The sequence below is a fragment of the Paracoccus sp. J55 genome (genome assembly GCF_000513975.1).
Classification (GTDB): Bacteria; Pseudomonadota; Alphaproteobacteria; order Rhodobacterales; family Rhodobacteraceae; genus Paracoccus.
The window spans coordinates 79,429-97,394 of record NZ_AZVA01000011.1 but is presented as its reverse complement, the minus strand read 5'-3'; the positions used below and the strand labels follow the sequence as shown (position 1 = coordinate 97,394).

The following is a 17,966-nucleotide window of genomic DNA, read 5'->3' as shown; positions in this document are numbered from 1 at the left end:
CCGGAGGAAAAAGGGCCGCCCCGAGGGACGGCCCCTTCGCGCGAAGGCCCCGCTAAAGCGCGACCTCGAAGCTTGGCAGCCAGCGTTCCAGCGCGAATTCCATGCCGCCCCAGGACACGGTCCGGGTCAGCGTGCTGCGGATCAGCCCGCGATGCGCGCCATAGCCGCAGCCCGCGGCATCGGTCAGCCTCCGGTAATCGGTCGGGTCGCGCTGCATGGCATAGCGCACCGCCGTGACCGGGCCCGCGACGTCCAGCAGGATGGTCCCACCCGAGACGCCGGCGGCAATGATGGCGCCGCCGCCCGTGACCTCAAGCCCCAGATGCTCCGGATCGCCGCCGTAATCGGCATAAAACCCGGGCGCGATGGTCAGCGCCTCGTCCTCGCGGACCGAGACGGGGATGGCGATCCGGTCGCCCGTCCGCGTGGCGGGGCCGGGCAGCAGGTTCCAGGCCCGGCCCGCCGCGACCTCGGCTGCCGCCCAGGCCCCGACCTCATAGGCGCGGACATATTCGGACCAGAGCTTGTGGACGCCCTTGTCGTCGCTGTTGTCGATCTTGTAGGGGTAAAGCGGCCCGACCAGCACGCCGCCCTTGGCGCGGACGAAATCCAGCTGGTCCAGCTTGCAATGATGCAGGTTCGTCGCCGCGCCCATCATGTAGCCGCCGGTCTGCTGGACGAAAAGCACCGGCGCCTCGGCCTGGCCGGTCCGGCGCCGGACCTGTTCGACCATCTGCCCGCAGGTGACCTCGGCCGCAGCCGACCACCAGCCGCGCGGACGGGCGACATCGGCCTCGCCCTGGTTCAGGAAGATGCGCGGCACCCGGATCGCCTTGCCCTCGGCGGCAAAGACCCGCACGGCCTCGGCCAGCCACAGCTCGGCATTGGCATGGGGCGTGACCACGCCCTCGGCCCCCGAGCCCGGATCGTCGTCCAGGTTCTGGATCGACTGGCCGCCGGCATCGTGGAACTGGAAGGCGACCGCCCCTGCCAGCCCGTCGCGCAGCATGGCGCAGGCCAGGACCGCGCCTTCGGGAACCGAGCCCTGCACCAGCATCGGCCCATATCCCGCCGCAGGGACGGCGGGGTCATAGCCGGCCAGCAGCGGGTTGGCGACATGCGTCACCGCCACGCCATCCGCGCGGCGCAGCCCGGTCAGCATGAGCGCGCCGGGATTGGCGGCGCCGCCGAACACCTCGCGCCACCGCTGGCCGTTCGGCGCGAGATCGGGCCCGAAATTCGCGCCAAGCGCCAGCGACTGGCCGCGGGCCAGCATCAGATCGACGGTATTCCCCGGCGCCGTCACGCCGAGCGAAAATCCGCGATCACCTCTTCGAAACCGGCGGCAAAGGCGCCGCCGGCCGGCCGGGCGAACAGCGCCGCCCGCATCAGCGTGCCGCGGACATACTGGCCGGTGCGGACGGTGACGTAATTCAGCCCCGGCGTGCCGGCCGGGGTTTCCGAGAGCATCGCGCCCGACGGCGTATAGGCGCGGACGCGCTGCGCGGCATTGTCGATCTCGATCCCGACCACGAATTCCTGGCCATAGGGCACGGGGCCAAGCGCGATGGTGCGCGGCGTCCCGTCATGATAGCGCGCCTGCAGCGTGCCGTTGTTGTTGTGAATCGCGAAGGTGCCGCCGCTGGGATTGGCGGCGAAAAGCTGCGCCACGCCCGAGCCGTAGCTGTCGATCACCATGCGCAGCACGATGAAAGCCGCGTCGATGCCGCCGGTGGTCAGCCCGCCCGCCTGCAGCGACCGCCCGTCCTCGAACCGGATCCCGGCCGGGGTCATGGCGATGGCATTGCCCGAACCCGTCGCCGCCAGGTTCCAGCCGCCATTGCCGCCATTCGTCACCCCGGTCACCGCCGCGGCGGTGCCGGCATAGGCCGCGCCCGGGTGCAGGTAGCCCGCGGCCTGCGAGTAATCGATGCTGGTCGCCTGCGGCGCGGCCACCTGCAGCAGCGCCGTCTCGGCCTCCGCCGTTCCCGCCGCATTGCTCCAGCTGACGGCAAGCGCATATTCGCCCGGTTCGGACAGCACCATGCGCAGATCCGGGTCGAGCCGGTCGCGGACCGAGCTGCCGTTCAGGGTCAGGTCCCAGCTCGCCGCCGCCGGGGGCGTGGCCTCGGCCGCGCCCAGATCCAGTGCGATGCTGTCGCCGATCCCGGCGCCTTCGGGCAGGATCCCCGGCTGGCGGGTGACGGCCGGCGCCACGGCCGGCGGCGCGCCCTCGATCAGGGTCACGCCGCGGGCATCCAGCAGCGCGGCCGGCCGACCCCCATGCCAGATGCGCGTCACCCCGTCGAAAAGCGCGCGCTCCAGCGTGCCCTGGATCGCCGGCGGGGACTCGCGCCTGTCCACCACCACGAGGTCGTTGTGGCGCCTCTGGTTTTCCGGCATGGCCTGATAGCTGTCGTAATCGGCGGCGAGGATCAGCCGGGCGAGGCCGGCCTCGCGCGCCGCCTTCAGGTTCTGGGCGCTGGTCTTTTCCAGGTCGCCCAGGGTGATCTCCAGGCCGGAGGCCAGAAACAGCGCCTTCGCCTCGAAGACCTTGGCCACATACTGGTTGTAGCCCTCGATGGTCCAGCTCGTGCCCGCCGTCTCGCCCTCGCCGTTCACGATCAGCGCCAGCGCCCATTCGCCCCGCGCATTCGTGGTCGCCTCGACCTTCTGCGTCACCACCCGCACCCCGCCGTCGAAAATGTCCGAGCCCTGCAGCGTGGCGACGATCTTGCCCGCGGCGACCGGGGCGAGCGTCGCGTCCACCAGCACCCCCCTGACTGTGGCTTTGTTCGGCATCTGTCCCTCTCCTCATCCGAATGGCCGGGCCATTATCCGGCAGAGGCGCCAGCGTTGCCGCAAAGGGCCGTGCAACGGGCGGCTAGGGCGCCTCCCCGGCCGGCAGGCCGCGGCTCTGGCGCCAGAGGTCGGGCGTGCTGCCCTCGGTCTCGCGGAAGACGCGGATCAGGTGCGAGGCGTCGCAGAAGCCGGTCTCCTCGGCGATGCGGGTCACGGTGCGGTCGGTGCGCGCCAGCAGCATGCGCGCCTGCGCCAGCCGGATGCGGATCGAGGCATCGGCCGGCGGGATGCCCAGGTCGGCGTTGAAATGCCGCTCAAGCTTGCGCCGCCCCACACCGAGGTCGCGGGCAATGCGCGCGATCGGCAGCGGCGCGTGCAGGTTCTGCTGCATCGCCAGAAGCGCCCGCCGCACCAGAGGGTCCCGCGCATGCAGCTCAAGCGGAAGACCAGGCTGAGGACGGTCTCCGGCCCGAAAAGCAGAAACCCCGGACAAGCCAACGCAATACATTGACTTGTCCGGGGTTTCTGGTGCCGGTGAAGGGACTCGAACCCCCGACCCCATCATTACGAATGACGTGCTCTACCAGCTGAGCTACACCGGCATATGCCGCGCCGGATAGCAGGTTACGGCGCGGCCGAAAAGGGGGGATCAGTATTTTTTCCCCGCGATCTTCGCCTCCTCAGGCTCGGGCGGTTCGACATCGGGGCGCACCGGCAGGATGTCGCCCTGCGCGGCGACCAGCGGCTGGCGCTCGGACTCGGGCGGGGCGGCCTCGGCCGGGGCGGCTGCCGGTTCGGGCTCGGGGTCGGTGACGGTCATCGCGGGTTCCGCCCCGGCCGAGACCGGCGAAACCCGGCGATAATCCGATTCGCGCGGCACCATGCCGGGCGAGACATCCGCGATCTCGACCGGGGCCGGGGCGTCTGGGGAAGGCTGCGCCCCGGGCTGCGGACCGACCATGCCGGGCGACGGCGCGCCGGCGGGCTGCGAAGCCGTGGCAAGCGGCGTCGGAACCGGCACCGGCCCCCCCGCCCCATGCCTGTCCCCGACCAGCAGCGGCAGCATCTCGGCCCCGTTCGCGGCCGGCGCGCTCCAGACCGGGCTGTCCGGCTCGCGCCAGGTCAGCGTATCGAAGCCGCCGCAGCTGTCGCAGGTCGGGGACCAGTCCGCCATGACGTTGTGGCACTTGTCGCAGACCCATTGCGGGCCGCGGCTGGCGACCAGCGCACGCGCCAGAATGCCGCGCACCACCGCGTCGTCCGAGCCTTCGCCGCGCTCGACGGCGGCCAGGATCGACAGCGAGCGCACCGTCGGATGCTTCTCGGCCAGATCGCCGAGCGCGCGGCGGGCGCCGGGGAAATCCTCGGCGGCCAGCAGCAGTTCGGCGCGCAGCAGCCGGGTCTCCTCGTGATCCGGGTTCTGCCGCATCAGATCCTCGAAACGGCGCAGCCGCGCGGCCGGCTTCTCGTCCGGCACGATCTCGGCATAGGTCGCGGCGATCGCGGGATGCGGGCGCACGCTCCAGGTCTTTTGCAGCACCCGGCCGGCGTTGCGGGGATCGTTCTGGGCGATGTAGCTGCGCGCGGCCAGCACCGCGGCCGGGATCAGGTCCGGGCTGGCCCGGTTGGCCGAGATCGCGGCCTCGCGCGCGCTGATCGAATTGCCCTCGGCGAGCACCTCGGACGCCTCCTTCAGCGCCAGCACGGCATCGCGGCGGACATGCACGTCCTTGGGCAGCTGGCCCTGCTTGCGCTTGTCCTTGAGCACCGCGCGCGCGCCCTTCCAGTCGCCTTCGCGGGTCTGCAGCTCCAGCAGCATGTCCTGGACCTCGCCGTGCTTGGGCTTCAGCGCATAGGCCTTTTCCGCCAGCTTCAGCGCGGTGGCGGTGTCGCCCTCGGCCAGCTTGTGGTGCATCAGCCCGCGCACGCCGACGAAGCGGGTGCGCGGATCCGAAAGCAGCCGGCGATAGATCTCGGCCGCCTTGGCGCGGTCGCCGGCCACCTCGGCGGCCTGCGCCGCCAGAAGATCGGTGACATGCGGCTTGTCGAGGAATTTCGCCGCCTTCGCCGCCTTGTCCTGCGCCAGCCGGCCCTCGCCCGAGGCGACGGCCAGCATGCCCTCGGACAGGGCGTCGTAGCCCTTGCGCTCGCGCGAGCGGGCGAAATAGCGGTTGATCGCCGTCTCGTCGCCCAGCAGGAAGCGCAGGAAGGCCAGAAGCAGGGCCAGCAGCCGCACCACGGCCCAGCCCAGCACCACCACCACCAGCGCCGCGATCACCAGCTGCACCGGCCCCAGCGTGTATTCGGTGCCGCCATAGACCATGCTCAGGCCCTGGCCGGTTTCCGAAAGCTGCATGGCGCCCAGCGTCAGAACCAGCACGATGGCGAAGAAGATCAGGATTTTCAGTGCCGAAAGCAGCATGGCGCGCCCCTTACATGCTGCCCGCGGCCAGAGCGGCCAGCGCGGCATTGGCTTCGATCCAGGTCCGGGCGCGGGAGGTCCAGCCGGCCATCGCCGCCTGAACGGATTGCGGCAGGGTGGCGATCTCGTCCAGCGCGCCCTTGATGTCGCCGGCATTCACCGCCGCATCGGCGCGCGACAGGATGGCGTCGGGATCGCCGCCCTCGCGCGGCTCGACCGAGCGGGCGCCGGTCTGCACCCGCAGGAAATTCCCGATGACGCCCAGCGCGCCCTCGGCCTCGGGCGCGTCGCGCAGCGCGGCGGCCAGGCCCTCGCGCGCGGCGGCGGGAAAGCCCGCGCGCAGCTGGCCCAGCGTCGGGACGTCGCCGGCCAGCACGGCGGGCGGCTCGACCCCGGCGGCGCGCAGGTCGGCCAGCGCCTGATCGCGCGGGCCGCCGGTCTCGAGCGCGGCCTGCAGCGCCGCGGCGGCGGTGGCGGCCTGGGCGCGGCGATTGGCCGCCTCGGCGCTTTCCTGCAGGGTCGAGGCCTGCGCCTCGGCGGCGGCGATGCGCTTCTCGGCCTCCTCGGCCGCGGCGGCGATCTGCGCCTGCAGCGCCTCGGCCTGGGCGGCAAAGCCCTGGATCTGCTCGGCGGTGGCCGTATCGGTCGCCGGACGCGCCGCAAGCTCGTCGATGCGGCCCTGCTGCGCCGCCAGCCGCGCGGTCAGCTCGTTCAGCACTTGCTGCAACCCGTCGCTGTCCTCGCCCGAGACCACCGGCGCCACGACGGGACGCGCAGCCAGTTCGGCGACGGCCTTTTCCAGCGCGGCCAGCTTTTCCCCCTGCGCCTGCAGCGCCTCGGCCTGGCCGGCCTGGGACTGCCCCTCGGCATCGGCCAGCGCCTGGCGCGCCGCATCCGCCCCGGCCTCGGAGGCGCGGTTGGCAAAGGCGTCGGCCTGGGTCTGGATCTCTTCGCGCGCCGCCTCGATGGCGGCCTCGCGGGCGGCGGCGATCTGGGCCTCGGTCGGGGCGGGATCGGTCCCGACCGGCTGCCAGGCGGGCGGCAGATGCGGAATCGCCCACCAGGCCGCCGCGGCGCCCAGGCCGGCGGCGACGACGCCGCCCAGGAAGGTCGGCGCGAAACCGGCCTTGCGCACCTCGACCACGCGGGTTTCGACCTTGGCGGGCTGCGGCTGCGAAACGGCCGGCTTGGGCGCCTCGGCCGGCCCGGCATCCGACTTGCCGACCGGCGGCACGGTGCCCGGCTTCGCCTCGGCGGCGGACGGCGGCACGGCGGTTTTCGATTCGGCGGAGGGCTTGCCGGTCGCCGGCTTGGGCGCGGCGGCATCCGGGCCGGTGCCGCTGCCGACCAGCCTCGATTCGATCTGCGGCTTCGGCTCGGGCTTCAGGGCGGCGGCGCCCTCGCCGGCGCTGACCGGGCGGCTGTCGATCGCCGCGCCCGAAACCGCTTTTTTCTTTCCGTCTTTTCCGGGGCTTGCCTTGTTCTCGCTGGAATTGGTTTCTGGCTTCTTCACAATTCTTCCCCGTTCCCTTTCGTGTCGCAGCCCGGCTGCCGGGGCAGGCCCTGCCCCCTCCGCCCGCGATCATGCCTGGCTCCCGCCGGCAGTCTAGTCGCGGGGGCGTGGCGCCTCAACCCGCCCTCATGCGGATTGTTCCGTTGCCAGCAGGCGCCGGATCGCGCAAAGCATCCCCTCCGCGTCGGGCGTGGGCGCCAGCGCGACCTGCGCCGCCGGCCCCGTCCAGGCTTCGCGCGCCGCGGCGCTGATCGGCGCCAGCCACAGCGGCGCCCGCGCCCCCGCCGCCTGATCCGCCAGTATCCGCGCCGAGCGGGGCGAGAACAGCGGCAGGATCACCGGCGCCGCGCCCGCCAGCACCGTCCGCGCCGGCCCGTCCAGCGGCTGGGGCAGCTGGTCATAGACCACCATGCCCGGCACCGGCAGCACCTTGGCGACATGGGCGCCGTGCGGATGCAGCCAGCCCTCGCCCAGCCCCTCCAGCAGCGGCAGCATCCGCGCCGCGTCGCCCGGCCCCTCGGCGACGTCGAAACCCGCGGCCCGCGCCGCCTCGGCCGTGGCCGGGCCGACGCAGATCGCCGGCCGCCCGCGCCCCTGCCCCGCCGCCGGCACGGCATTGACCGAGGTGAAGACCAGCCCCCGCGCCGCCGCCAGCCGCGCGGCGTCATGCGCGACCGGCCGGATGCGCAGCACGGGCGAGATCAGCACCTTCAGCCCCGGCTGTCCCAGCCCTGCGGCAAATCGCCGCGAGGCCGGTTCGGGCCGGGTCAGCAGTACGATGGGCGCGGGGTTGGGCGGCATGGCAATCGGCCTGACAAGGTGTTACTTCCCCCTTGCCTAGGCCCTTGGCGGCGCGGGAACAAGGATGAGCATGGGACTGACCTTTCTGGGCATAGAAAGCAGCTGCGACGACACCGCCGCGGCGGTGGTGCGCGACGACCGCAGTATCCTTGCCTCGGTGGTGGCGGGCCAGACGGCGCTGCATGCCGATTTCGGCGGCGTGGTGCCCGAGATCGCCGCCCGCGCCCATGCCGAGAAGCTGGACCTCTGCGTCGAGGAGGCGCTGGCCCAGGCGCGGCTGCGCCTGTCGGATCTGGACGGCATCGCCGTCACCGCCGGGCCGGGGCTGATCGGCGGCGTGCTGTCGGGGGTCATGCTGGCCAAGGGGCTGGCGGCGGGCAGCGGCCTGCCGCTAATCGGCGTGAACCACCTTGCCGGCCATGCGCTGACGCCGCGGCTGACCGACGGTGTCGCCTATCCCTATCTGCTGCTGCTGGTTTCGGGCGGGCATTGCCAGTTCCTGCGCGTGGACGGCCCCGAGGATTTCGCCCGGCTCGGCGGCACCATCGACGATGCCCCGGGCGAGGCTTTCGACAAGGTGGCGAAACTTCTGGGCCTGCCGCAGCCGGGCGGCCCCTCGGTCGAGGACGCCGCGCGCGCCGGCGATGCCCGGCGCTTCGCCCTGCCCCGGCCGCTGCTGGACCGGCCGGGCTGCGACCTGAGCTTTTCCGGCCTCAAGACCGCCGTCCTGCGCCAGCGCGACGAGCTGGTCGCGGCACAGGGCGGCCTGCACCAGCAGGACCGCGCCGATCTTTGCGCCGGCTTTCAGGCGGCGGTGGCCGAGGTGCTGGCGGAAAAGACCCGCCGCGCGCTGGCGCTGGCGCCCGCTCCGGCGCTGGCCGTGGCCGGCGGCGTCGCGGCCAACGAAACGCTGCGCACGGCCTTGCAGGCGGTCGCGGCCGAGGCGGGCGCGTCCTTCCTCGCCCCGCCGCTGCGGCTTTGCACCGACAATGCCGCGATGATTGCCTGGGCCGGGATCGAGGCTTACCAGGCCGGCCGGCGCGACGGCATGGATCTGGCCGCGCGCCCGCGCTGGCCGCTGGACCGGACGGCCGCGCCGATGCTGGGCGCCGGCAAGCGGGGGGCCAAGGCATGAGCGTCGCGGTGATCGGGGCCGGCGCCTTCGGCACGGCGCTGGCAGTTTCGCTGGCAGGCAAGGGGCCGGTCACGCTCTGGGGTCGCGACACCGGCTGGACCGCGACGCGCGAGAACCCGCGCCTGCCCGGCGTCTCGCTGCCGCCCGCGCTGCGCGTCACCGACCGGCTGGAGCAGATCGCGGCCGAAACCGTGCTGCTCGCGCTGCCCGCGCAGGTGCTGGGCGGCTTTCTGGCCGAGCACGGCGGGCGCTTCGACCGCCGCAATCTGGTCAGCTGCGCCAAGGGCATCGACCTCGCCACGCTGACCGGGCCCTCGGCGCTGATCGCCGCCGCCTGCCCGCATGCCACGGTGGCGGTGCTGACCGGCCCCAGCTTCGCCGCCGACATCGCCCGCGGCCTGCCCACGGCGCTGACGCTGGCCTGCGCCGACGCCGGCGCGGCCGAGGCGCTGCAACGCCAGCTGTCCACCGCCACGCTGCGGCTTTACCGCACCACCGACGTCGCCGGGGCCGAGCTGGGCGGCGCGCTGAAGAACATCATCGCCATCGCCGCCGGCGCCGCCATCGGCGCGGGCTATGGCGACAGCGCGCGGGCCAGCATCGTCACCCGCGGCTTTGCCGAGATGCTGCGGCTGGCCACCGCGCTCGGCGCCCGGCCCGAGACGCTGACCGGCCTGTCGGGTCTGGGCGATCTGGTGCTGACCTGCACCTCGGAACAGTCGCGCAATTTCCGCTATGGCCTGGCGCTGGGATCGCGCCGCCCCTTCGCCGCCGGCACCACGGTCGAGGGCGCCGCCACCGCCCGCGCCGTCACCCAGCTGGCCGAAAGGCTGGGGATCGAGATGCCGATCTCGAATCTGGTCGCGGGCCTTGCCGAGGGCCGCATCGCCATGGAACATGCGCTGGATTTTCTGCTGAACCGCCCGCTCAAGGAGGAATGATGCCCCTTTTCGCCGTGATCTGCCGCGACCATCCTGGCAAGCTGCAAACCCGTCTCGACACCCGTGAAAAGCACCTGGCCTTTCTCAGGGCGCAGCCCGGCCTGCAGATGGCCGGTCCGCTGATCGAAGAGGGCGAGATGCGCGGCTCGCTGCTGGTGGTCGAGGCCGAGGGGTTGACCCAGGTCAAGGAATGGGCGGCGCAGGACCCCTACAAGGCGGCGGACCTGTTCGCCTCGGTCGAGGTGATCGAATGGAAGAAGGTGATCGGCTGATGGCGTATTGGCTGTTCAAATCCGAGCCTGACGTCTTCAGCTTCGACGACCTGATCGCCCGCGGCGACAAGGGCGAGCAATGGGACGGGGTGCGCAACTATCAGGCCCGCAACAACATGCGCGCCATGAAGAAGGGCGAGCGCGGCTTCTTCTACCACTCGAACATCGGCAAGGAGATCGTCGGCATCTGCGAGGTCGTGGCCGAGGCGCATCCCGACTCGACCGCCGCGGACCCGAAATGGGAATGCGTCGATGTCCGGGCCGTCGCCCGCGTCAACCGCCCCGTCTCGCTGGACGAGGCCAAGGCCGAGCCGCGGCTGGCCGAGATGGTGCTGGTCAACAATTCGCGCCTGTCCGTGCAGCCGGTCTCGGAGGCGGAATGGGATGTGATCCTGGAGCTCGCGGGCGGCACGCGGGATATCTGAAGCACCGGCATGCCGGAACCGGCCGGGCGCCGCGCGCACCCCCGGCCCGGCCGCCCGAACGGCAAAGGAAGACAAGCATGGCCCGCGGCACCCCGATCATCGCCGACCGCCCCACCACGCGCCGCATCGGCGCGCTCCGCGCGCTCTGGCCCTTCATCCGCCCCTATCGCGGGCTGCTGGCGGCGGCGCTGGTCGCGCTGGCGGTGACGGCGGCGATCAGCCTGGTCCTGCCGCTGGCCGTGCGGCGGGTGGTCGACGGTTTCGACGCCGGGGCGCATCTGTTGGACCAGTATTTCGGCGCGGCGCTGGCCATCGTCGGGTTGCTCGCCCTGGGGACGGGGATGCGCTACTATCTCGTCACCCGGCTGGGCGAGCGGGTGGTCGCCGATATCCGCAAGGCGGTCTTCGACCGGGTCATCGCCATGAGCCCGGCCTTCTACGAGCGGGTGCTGACCGGCGAGATCATCAGCCGCATCACCACCGACACCACGCTGATCCAGTCGGTGATCGGTTCCTCGGTCTCGATCGCGCTGCGCAATTTCCTGATCCTGGCCGGCGGCATGGTGATGCTGGTCTGGACCTCGGCCAAGCTGTCCGGCCTGGTGCTGCTGCTGGTGCCGCTGATCGTGGTGCCCATCGTCGTGCTGGGCCGGCGGCTGCGCAAGCTCTCGCGCGAGAACCAGGACTGGATCGCGCTGTCCTCGGGCGCGGCCTCGGAAAGCCTGCTCTCGGCGCAGACCGTGCAGGCCTTCACCCATGAGGGACCGACCCGCGCGCGTTTCGCCGAGGTCACCGACCGCTCCTTCGACGCGGCGCTCAGCCGGGTCAGGACGCGCACGGTGATGACGGTGATCGTGATCTTCCTGATCTTCTCGGGCGTACTGGGCGTGCTCTGGGTCGGGGCGCGCGACGTGCGCATGGAGGCGATAACGGTGGGCGAACTGGTGCAGTTCGTCATCTATGCGGTGCTGGTCGCCGGCGCCGTCGGCGCGCTGTCGGAAATCTGGGGCGAGCTGCAGCGCGCCGCCGGCGCCACCGAACGGCTGACCGAGCTGCTGACCACGCAGGACACGCTGACCGACCCGGCCGATCCCGTCACCCTGCCCCGCCCGGTCAAGGGCGCCATCGGCTTCGAGGAGGTGACCTTCCACTATCCCTCGCGCCCCGACCGTTCGGCGCTGGAGGGCGTGACGCTGGACATCCGCCCCGGCGAGACGGTGGCGCTGGTCGGTCCCTCGGGCGCCGGCAAGACCACGGTGATCCAGCTGCTGCTGCGCTTCTGGGACCCGGATGCCGGCACGGTGCGCATCGACGGCATCGACCTGCGCGCCATGGCGCGGGCCGATTTCCGCCAGGCCATCGCGCTGGTGCCGCAGGATCCGGTGATCTTTGCCGCCACCGCGCGCGAGAATATCCGCTTCGGCCGCCCCGGCGCCTCGGATGCCGAGGTCGAGGCCGCCGCCCGCGCCGCCCATGCCGACGAGTTCCTGTGCCTGCTGCCCCAGGGCTATGACAGTTTCGTCGGCGAGCGCGGCGTGATGCTGTCCGGCGGGCAGAAGCAGCGCATCGCCATCGCCCGCGCCATCCTGCGCGACGCGCCGATCCTGCTCCTGGACGAGGCGACCTCGGCGCTGGATGCCGAATCCGAGCGGCTGGTGCAGCATGCCGTGGACGAACTGGCCCGCTCGCGCACCACGATCATCATCGCGCACCGGCTGGCAACGGTGAAGAAGGCTGACCGCATCGTGGTCTTCGACCACGGCAGGATCGTGGCGCAGGGCCGGCACGAGGAACTGGTGGCGCAGGGCGGGCTTTATGCCCGGCTGGCGCGGCTGCAATTCACCGAAGGCGCGGCGGAAACCGCGTAAGCGGCGGCCAGGCGACAGGCGCGATGCGGGGAGGCGACGGCCGCCCCGAGATTCCCGCCGCCCGGCCATGGTGAAGGCAGGCCCGTTTCATGGTCGGGCCATGATCCCCCCGCATATCCCCGGCGTCGTGGCGAGGAGCCGGCCCGGCGATCCACGCTCCGGCAATTCCACAACGGCGCAGCAGCCGTGAAGACCCTCTCCAGCCTGCGGTCCATGTCGTTCGGCGCACCCCGGGGGGCGTCGTGAGGGCCGCGGCAAGCCCGCACCCGCAGCAAGGGAAACGGCGGCGAAACGGCCTCGCGTAAATAGACCGGGCTGCGGGGTTTCCGGGCTCCCGTCAGGCGACCGGGCTTCCGGGCGCTGCTGGACCGACTCCGCCCTTCCATGGCAACGGCAACGGGAGATCGCCCCTGCCGCCCGGGCCTGCAACCGCAAGCGCCGTGATGATGGCCGCGCGAGGGCCTCGGTCAAGCGGCCGGTCTCGCGGCGCGGTGGGGCGGATCCACCCCTCTCCGCCCACCTTGGCCTTCTCGGCACGGCAGCGGGGAACCGGCAATACCGGGCAGGGTCGCATCCGGAAAGCGCCGCGGCTGGGAGGCCGGGGCGGGTCCGTTCAGCGCGGGGCGCTGTAGACCGCCGCCCAAAACACGGTCTTGCCATCCGCCCCGACCGCCTTGCCGATGCCGTAATGCCGGGCCTGCGGGATCAGGATATTGGCAAGATGGCCCCTGGAACGCGCCCATTCCTGCAGCACGCGCTCTTGCCCCCAGGGACCGGCGGCGATGTTTTCGGCCGCGACGCGGGGCTTGTAGCCCTGACTCTTCAGCCGCTGCATCGGCCCCGAGGACTTGCTGCCGCGATGCGACATCACCCCCCGCTTGGCTATGTCGCAGGCATGGCGCGCCGCCGCCGCGGCAAGATCCCGGTTGGACCGCAGGGGCGGCAGCCCCCGCGCCTGGCGGGTGGCGTTGGTGGCGCGCACCGCTGCCTCGTTTTCAGGCATCGAGGTCTGGTAGCAGGTGACCGTCCCCGGGCCCGCCCCGCCGGGCCCGACCGATTTCGTCGAGATTCGCACCCCTTCCGCCCAGGCGGCAGGCACCCCCAAGCCAAGAAATGCGAAAAAAAGCAGGAATTTAGCAGATGTGTTCAACATTCGATTTCCTCTAGACGGGCAGAAGCTAGGAGCGACGGTCCATTTTCTCAACTTCTGATTGCTTAAATTTGTCTGGAACCGGCGGATCGGCGGAGCGTTGCCGCCCGAGACGCAGCCTGAAAGGAGAGGTCATGGCTATCTGGGATTTCGTGAAGGACGCCGGCAAATCGCTTTTCGGTTCGGAAGCCGAGGCGCAGGAGGCGCCCGCCCAGCCCGCGCAAAGCGACACCGACCGCAAGGTGGCGGCGCTCAAGGCCGAACTGTCCGCCCTGGGCCTGACCGGCAAGGACGTGCACCTGAAACTGCGCGGCGACACGGTGGTGATCTCGGGCAAGGCGCGCGATCAGGAGACGCTGGAAAAGCTGATCCTGGCGGTGGGCAACATCAAGGGCATCGCCCGGGTCGAGCTGGCCGAGGGCGCCGGCACGGAAGCCCCCGCCCCGACCGCAGCGGCCCCGGTGTTCCATACCGTGCAGAAGGGCGAGACGCTTTCGGCCATCGCGCAGAAATACCTGGGCAAGGCCAGCCGCTATCCCGAGATCTTCGAGGCCAACAAGCCCATGCTCAGCCATCCCGACAAGATCTATCCCGGCCAGACCCTGCGCATTCCCCAGACCTGACACCTGCCGGCCGCGACGCTGCGTTCGCCGCCCGGCTGGCGTGGCGGAACGCTTGCCAGCACGCTGATAGTTGGACCATTCTGCCTCTCGGCGGGGCGCGACCCCGGGAGGAAGAACTGGGAGGTAGGATAATGGTCAGGTTCGCGAACGTCGCAGACCGCGATGCGGTCGAGACGGAGATGCCCTATGCGCAACGCCAGGTGCCGCAGACGGTCTATCAGGCCCTGACCGAGACCCGCGACCGCCATCCCCAGCGCCCGGCGATCAGCTTCCAGCTGTTCTCGGACCCGAAGGCTCCGGCCCGCACGCTGACCTGGACCGAGTTGCATGAGCGGGTGACCGAGACGGCGAACCTGTTCCGCAGCCTGGGCGTCGGGCCGGGGGATGTGGTGGCCTATCTGCTGCCCAATTGCATCAAGGCGCCGATCGTGCTGCTGGCCGGGGCGACGGCAGGGATCGTCAACCCGATCAACCCGCTGCTGGAACCCGACCACATCGCCGCCATCCTGCGCGAGAGCGGCGCCAGGGTGCTGGTGACGCTGAAGAGCTTCCCGAAATCCGAAGTCGCCCAGAAGGCGGCCGAGGCGGTGGCGCAGGCCCCGAACGTGCAGACCGTGCTCGAGGTGGACCTGCGCGGCTATCTGACCGGCGTCAAGCGCCTGCTGGTGCCGCTGATGCGGCCCAAGGTCCCGACCCGGCACCATGCCAAGGTGATGGATTTCGAGGCCGCCGCCAGCGCCCAGAAGCACAACCGCCTGACCTTCGACGAACCGGCCGAGGACCGCGTCGCCGCCTTCTTCCACACCGGCGGCACCACCGGCATGCCCAAGGTCGCCCAGCACAAGCAATCGGGCATGGTCTACAACGGCTGGCTGGGCGGCACGCTGCTGTTCAGTGAAACCGACGTGCTGATGTGCCCCTTGCCGATGTTCCACGTCTTCGCGGCCTATCCGGTTCTGATGTCCTGCCTGATGTCGGGCGCGCAGCTGGTCATGCCGACGCCGGCCGGCTATCGCGGCGAGGGAGTATTCGACAACTTCTGGAAGCTGATCGAACGCTGGCAGGCGACCTTCCTGATCACCGTGCCCACGGCCATCGCCGCGCTGATGCAGCGCCCGGTCGATGCCGATGTCTCGTCGCTGAAGACCGCGATCTCGGGCTCGGCGCCCTTGCCGATCGAGCTTTACAACCGCTTCAAGGCCGCGACCGGGGTCGAGATCGCCGAGGGCTACGGGCTGACCGAGGCGACCTGCCTCGTGTCCTGCAACCCCATCGACGGGCTGAAGAAGGTCGGCTCCGTCGGCTTGCCCCTGCCCTATACCCATGTCCGGATCCTGCAGCGCCAGAACGGCGGCTTCCGCGAATGCGCCACCGATGAGATCGGCGAGATCTGCATCGCCAATCCCGGCGTCTTCGAAGGCTCGACCTATACCGAGGCCGACAAGAACAAGGACCTCTTTGCCGAGGGGCGCTTCCTGCGCACCGGGGATCTGGGCCGGATGGATGCCGACGGCTATCTGTGGATTACCGGCCGGGCCAAGGACCTGATCATCCGCGGCGGCCACAACATCGACCCCGCCGAGATCGAGGACGCGCTGCTGTCGCATCCCAAGGTCGCCTCGGTCGGCGCCATCGGCCAGCCCGACAGCTTCGCGGGCGAGCTGCCCTGCGCCTATGTCGAACTGGTCGCCGGGGCCGAGGTCGGCCTGGACGAGCTGATGGAGCATGCCCGCGCCCATATCCACGAACGCGCCGCCGTTCCGAAGCATATCGAGATCCTGCCGGAACTGCCCAAGACCGCGGTGGGCAAGATCTTCAAGCCGGACCTGCGCAAGCTGGCGATCAAGCGCGTCTACGACGAGGCGCTGGCCGGGGCCGGGCTGGCGGTCGAGGTGGCCGAGGTGGTGGACGACCGCAAGCGCGGGCTGGTCGCCCGGCTGGCGCGGCGGGGCACGGTGGATGACAAGGCGGTGGCCGATTGCCTGGGCCAGTTTACCCTGCCTTGGGAATGGGCCTGAAGCCATGAACCCGGTCTGCCCGCTTTGCGGGCGACCGATCCCGCCGGGCGTGCCGCAAAGCCGGCACCATCTGGTCCCCAAGCTGCGCGGCGGCAAGGGCGGCGAGATGGTGCTGCTGCATCAGGTCTGCCACTCGACCATCCATCGCAAGCTGAGCGAGACCGAGCTCGCACGGCAATACAACACGGTCGAGGCGCTGCGCGGCCATTCCGAACTGGCGCGCTTCTTCGCCTGGGTGGCGAAGCGGCCGCCGGGCTGGAAGGGCAAGGTGCGCTAGGGCGCACCCTGCACAGGGCGCCGGCCTAGCGCGTGAACTTCTTGTATTTCACCCGCTTCGGTTCGATGGAATCCGGGCCGAGGCGGCGGACCTTGTCGGCCTCGTAATCCTCGAAATTGCCCTCGAACCATTCGACATGGGCGTCGCCCTCGAAGGCCAGGATGTGCGTGCAGAGCCGGTCGAGGAAGAAGCGGTCGTGCGAGATGATGACCGCGCAGCCGGCGAAATCCTCCAGCGCCGCCTCCAGCGCCTGCAGCGTCTCGACGTCCAGGTCGTTGGTCGGTTCGTCCAGCAGCAGCACGTTGCCGCCGGATTTCAGCAGCTTCGCCATGTGGACGCGGTTGCGTTCGCCGCCCGAAAGCAGGCCGACCTTCTTCTGCTGGTCGCCGCCCTTGAAGTTGAAGGCCGAGCAATAGGCGCGGCTGTTCATCGTCGCGTCGCCCAGCTCGATCTGCTCGGCCCCGCCCGAGATTTCCTCCCACACCGTCTTGTTGGGGTCCAGCGCGTCGCGCGACTGGTCCACATAGGAAAGCTTCACCGTGTCGCCGTAGCTGATCTCGCCGGCATCGGGCTTTTCCTGCCCGGTCAGCATCTTGAACAGCGTCGACTTGCCGGCGCCGTTCGGGCCGATCACGCCGACGATGCCGCCCGGCGGCAGGCTGAAGGTCAGGTCCTCGATCAGCAGCTTGTCCCCCATGGCCTTTTTCAGGCCGTTGACCTCGATCACCTTGTTGCCCAGCCGCTCGCCATTGGGGATGATGATCTGGGCGCGGGTCAGCTTCTCGCGTTCGGACTGGCTGGCCAGCTCGTTATAGGCGTTGATCCGGGCCTTCTGCTTGGCCTGACGCGCCTTGGCGCCGGCGCGGATCCATTCCAGTTCCCGCTCCAGCGTCTTCTGCTTGGCCTTGTCCTCGCGGGCTTCCTGTTCCAGCCGCTTGGCCTTCTGCTCCAGCCAGGCCGAGTAATTGCCCTCGTAGGGGATGCCGCGGCCGCGGTCGAGTTCCAGGATCCAGCCGGTGATGTCGTCGAGGAAATAGCGGTCGTGGGTGACGATCAGGATGGTGCCGGGATATTCGATCAGGTGCTTTTGCAGCCAGGCGATGGTCTCGGCGTCCAGGTGGTTGGTCGGTTCGTCCAGAAGCAGCATGTCGGGCTGTTCCAGCAGCAGCTTGCACAGCGCCACCCGGCGGCGTTCGCCGCCCGACAGGCTTTCCACGTCGGCGTCGTCCGGCGGGCAGCGCAGCGCCTCCATGGCGACGTCGATCTGGCTGTCGAGATCCCAGAGGTTCTCGGCGTCGATCTCGTCCTGCAGCTTCGCCATCTCGTCGGCGGTCTCGTCCGAGTAGTTCATGGCCAGCTCGTTGTAGCGGTCGAGCTTGGCCTGCTTGGCCTTGACGCCCTCCATGACGTTGCCGCGCACATTCAGCGCCGGATCAAGCTGCGGTTCCTGCGGCAGATAGCCGACGGTCGCGCCCTTGGCGGCCCAGGCCTCGCCGGTGAAGTCCTTGTCAATGCCGGCCATGATGCGCAGCAGCGTCGACTTGCCGGCGCCGTTCACGCCGACGACGCCGATCTTGACGCCGGGCAGGAAGTTCAGGCGGATGTTCTCGAAGGTCTTCTTCCCGCCCGGATAGGTCTTGGACACCCCGTCCATGTGGTAAACGAACTGGTAGGAGGCCATGATCTTTCCTCGTTGCTGAACCCGTGAAGTTGCGCGCT

16 protein-coding genes and 1 tRNA gene are annotated in these 17,966 nt (G+C 70.5%); 8 read left to right on the top strand and 9 right to left on the bottom strand.

Annotated elements, in window-relative coordinates; all coding sequences use genetic code 11:
* Positions 1-52: 52 nt before the first annotated feature.
* The 7 genes from PARJ55_RS0112155 to PARJ55_RS0112125 form a co-directional block, all read right to left on the bottom strand.
* Complete coding sequence (locus tag PARJ55_RS0112155; RefSeq protein WP_028713299.1) at positions 53-1,306, bottom strand: hypothetical protein; 1,254 nt, start codon at positions 1,304-1,306, stop codon at positions 53-55.
* Positions 1,303-2,802 (bottom strand): hypothetical protein, encoded by a 1,500-nt coding sequence (locus tag PARJ55_RS24570; RefSeq protein ID WP_232215697.1) that lies wholly within the window; start codon positions 2,800-2,802, stop codon positions 1,303-1,305. The genes PARJ55_RS0112155 and PARJ55_RS24570 overlap by 4 nt, the downstream gene beginning before the upstream one ends.
* Positions 2,803-2,884: 82 nt before the next feature.
* Positions 2,885-3,214 carry a helix-turn-helix domain-containing protein gene (locus PARJ55_RS0112145; protein WP_028713298.1) on the bottom strand — a complete coding sequence of 110 codons (330 nt, stop codon included), beginning with the start codon at positions 3,212-3,214 and terminating at the stop codon, positions 2,885-2,887.
* A gap of 114 nt (positions 3,215-3,328) precedes the next feature.
* A tRNA-Thr gene (locus tag PARJ55_RS0112140) sits at positions 3,329-3,404 on the bottom strand.
* Between the two features lie 47 nt (positions 3,405-3,451).
* Positions 3,452-5,224, bottom strand: coding sequence for a heme biosynthesis protein HemY (locus PARJ55_RS0112135; protein ID WP_036714076.1), 1,773 nt, complete (start codon positions 5,222-5,224; stop codon positions 3,452-3,454).
* Between the two features lie 10 nt (positions 5,225-5,234).
* Positions 5,235-6,737: a hypothetical protein gene (locus PARJ55_RS0112130; protein WP_028713296.1), complete on the bottom strand. Its 1,503-nt coding sequence runs from the start codon at positions 6,735-6,737 to the stop codon at positions 5,235-5,237.
* A gap of 126 nt (positions 6,738-6,863) precedes the next feature.
* Positions 6,864-7,538: a uroporphyrinogen-III synthase gene (locus PARJ55_RS0112125; protein WP_028713295.1), complete on the bottom strand. Its 675-nt coding sequence runs from the start codon at positions 7,536-7,538 to the stop codon at positions 6,864-6,866.
* Positions 7,539-7,602: 64 nt separating this feature from the next.
* Here PARJ55_RS0112125 and tsaD point away from each other — a divergent pair, with 64 nt between their 5' ends.
* The 5 genes from tsaD (at position 7,603) to PARJ55_RS0112100 (ending at position 12,179) form a co-directional block, all read left to right on the top strand.
* Positions 7,603-8,673 carry a tRNA (adenosine(37)-N6)-threonylcarbamoyltransferase complex transferase subunit TsaD gene (gene tsaD / locus PARJ55_RS0112120; protein WP_028713294.1) on the top strand — a complete coding sequence of 357 codons (1,071 nt, stop codon included), beginning with the start codon at positions 7,603-7,605 and terminating at the stop codon, positions 8,671-8,673.
* A complete protein-coding gene (locus PARJ55_RS0112115) occupies positions 8,670-9,614 on the top strand; it encodes an NAD(P)H-dependent glycerol-3-phosphate dehydrogenase (protein ID WP_028713293.1) in 945 nt (314 codons plus the stop codon). Before tsaD ends, PARJ55_RS0112115 begins: the two co-directional genes overlap by 4 nt.
* Positions 9,614-9,886 carry a YciI family protein gene (locus tag PARJ55_RS0112110; protein WP_036698393.1) on the top strand — a complete coding sequence of 91 codons (273 nt, stop codon included), beginning with the start codon at positions 9,614-9,616 and terminating at the stop codon, positions 9,884-9,886. Before PARJ55_RS0112115 ends, PARJ55_RS0112110 begins: the two co-directional genes overlap by 1 nt.
* Positions 9,886-10,311 carry an EVE domain-containing protein gene (locus PARJ55_RS0112105; protein ID WP_028713291.1) on the top strand — a complete coding sequence of 142 codons (426 nt, stop codon included), beginning with the start codon at positions 9,886-9,888 and terminating at the stop codon, positions 10,309-10,311. Before PARJ55_RS0112110 ends, PARJ55_RS0112105 begins: the two co-directional genes overlap by 1 nt.
* A gap of 77 nt (positions 10,312-10,388) precedes the next feature.
* Positions 10,389-12,179: an ABC transporter transmembrane domain-containing protein gene (locus tag PARJ55_RS0112100; RefSeq protein WP_028713290.1), complete on the top strand. Its 1,791-nt coding sequence runs from the start codon at positions 10,389-10,391 to the stop codon at positions 12,177-12,179.
* 613 nt (positions 12,180-12,792) lie between these two features.
* Here PARJ55_RS0112100 and PARJ55_RS0112095 read toward each other — a convergent pair.
* Positions 12,793-13,254 carry a CAP domain-containing protein gene (locus tag PARJ55_RS0112095; protein WP_232215696.1) on the bottom strand — a complete coding sequence of 154 codons (462 nt, stop codon included), beginning with the start codon at positions 13,252-13,254 and terminating at the stop codon, positions 12,793-12,795.
* Positions 13,255-13,463: 209 nt separating this feature from the next.
* Between PARJ55_RS0112095 and lysM the strand changes: the two genes are divergently transcribed.
* From lysM to PARJ55_RS0112080, 3 genes are all read left to right on the top strand, one after another.
* On the top strand, positions 13,464-13,952 hold the full coding sequence (gene lysM, locus PARJ55_RS0112090) for a peptidoglycan-binding protein LysM (protein ID WP_028713288.1): 489 nt from the start codon (positions 13,464-13,466) through the stop codon (positions 13,950-13,952).
* A 131-nt stretch (positions 13,953-14,083) separates the two neighbouring features.
* A complete protein-coding gene (locus tag PARJ55_RS0112085; protein ID WP_028713287.1) occupies positions 14,084-15,970 on the top strand; it encodes an acyl-CoA synthetase in 1,887 nt (628 codons plus the stop codon).
* Positions 15,971-15,974: 4 nt separating this feature from the next.
* Positions 15,975-16,247, top strand: coding sequence for an HNH endonuclease (locus tag PARJ55_RS0112080; protein WP_028713286.1), 273 nt, complete (start codon positions 15,975-15,977; stop codon positions 16,245-16,247).
* Between the two features lie 25 nt (positions 16,248-16,272).
* Here the strand turns inward: PARJ55_RS0112080 and ettA are convergent, their stop codons facing one another.
* Entirely contained in the window at positions 16,273-17,928 is a 1,656-nt protein-coding gene (gene ettA, locus PARJ55_RS0112075; RefSeq protein WP_028713285.1) for an energy-dependent translational throttle protein EttA, read from the bottom strand.
* Between the last annotated feature and the right edge of the window lie 38 nt (positions 17,929-17,966).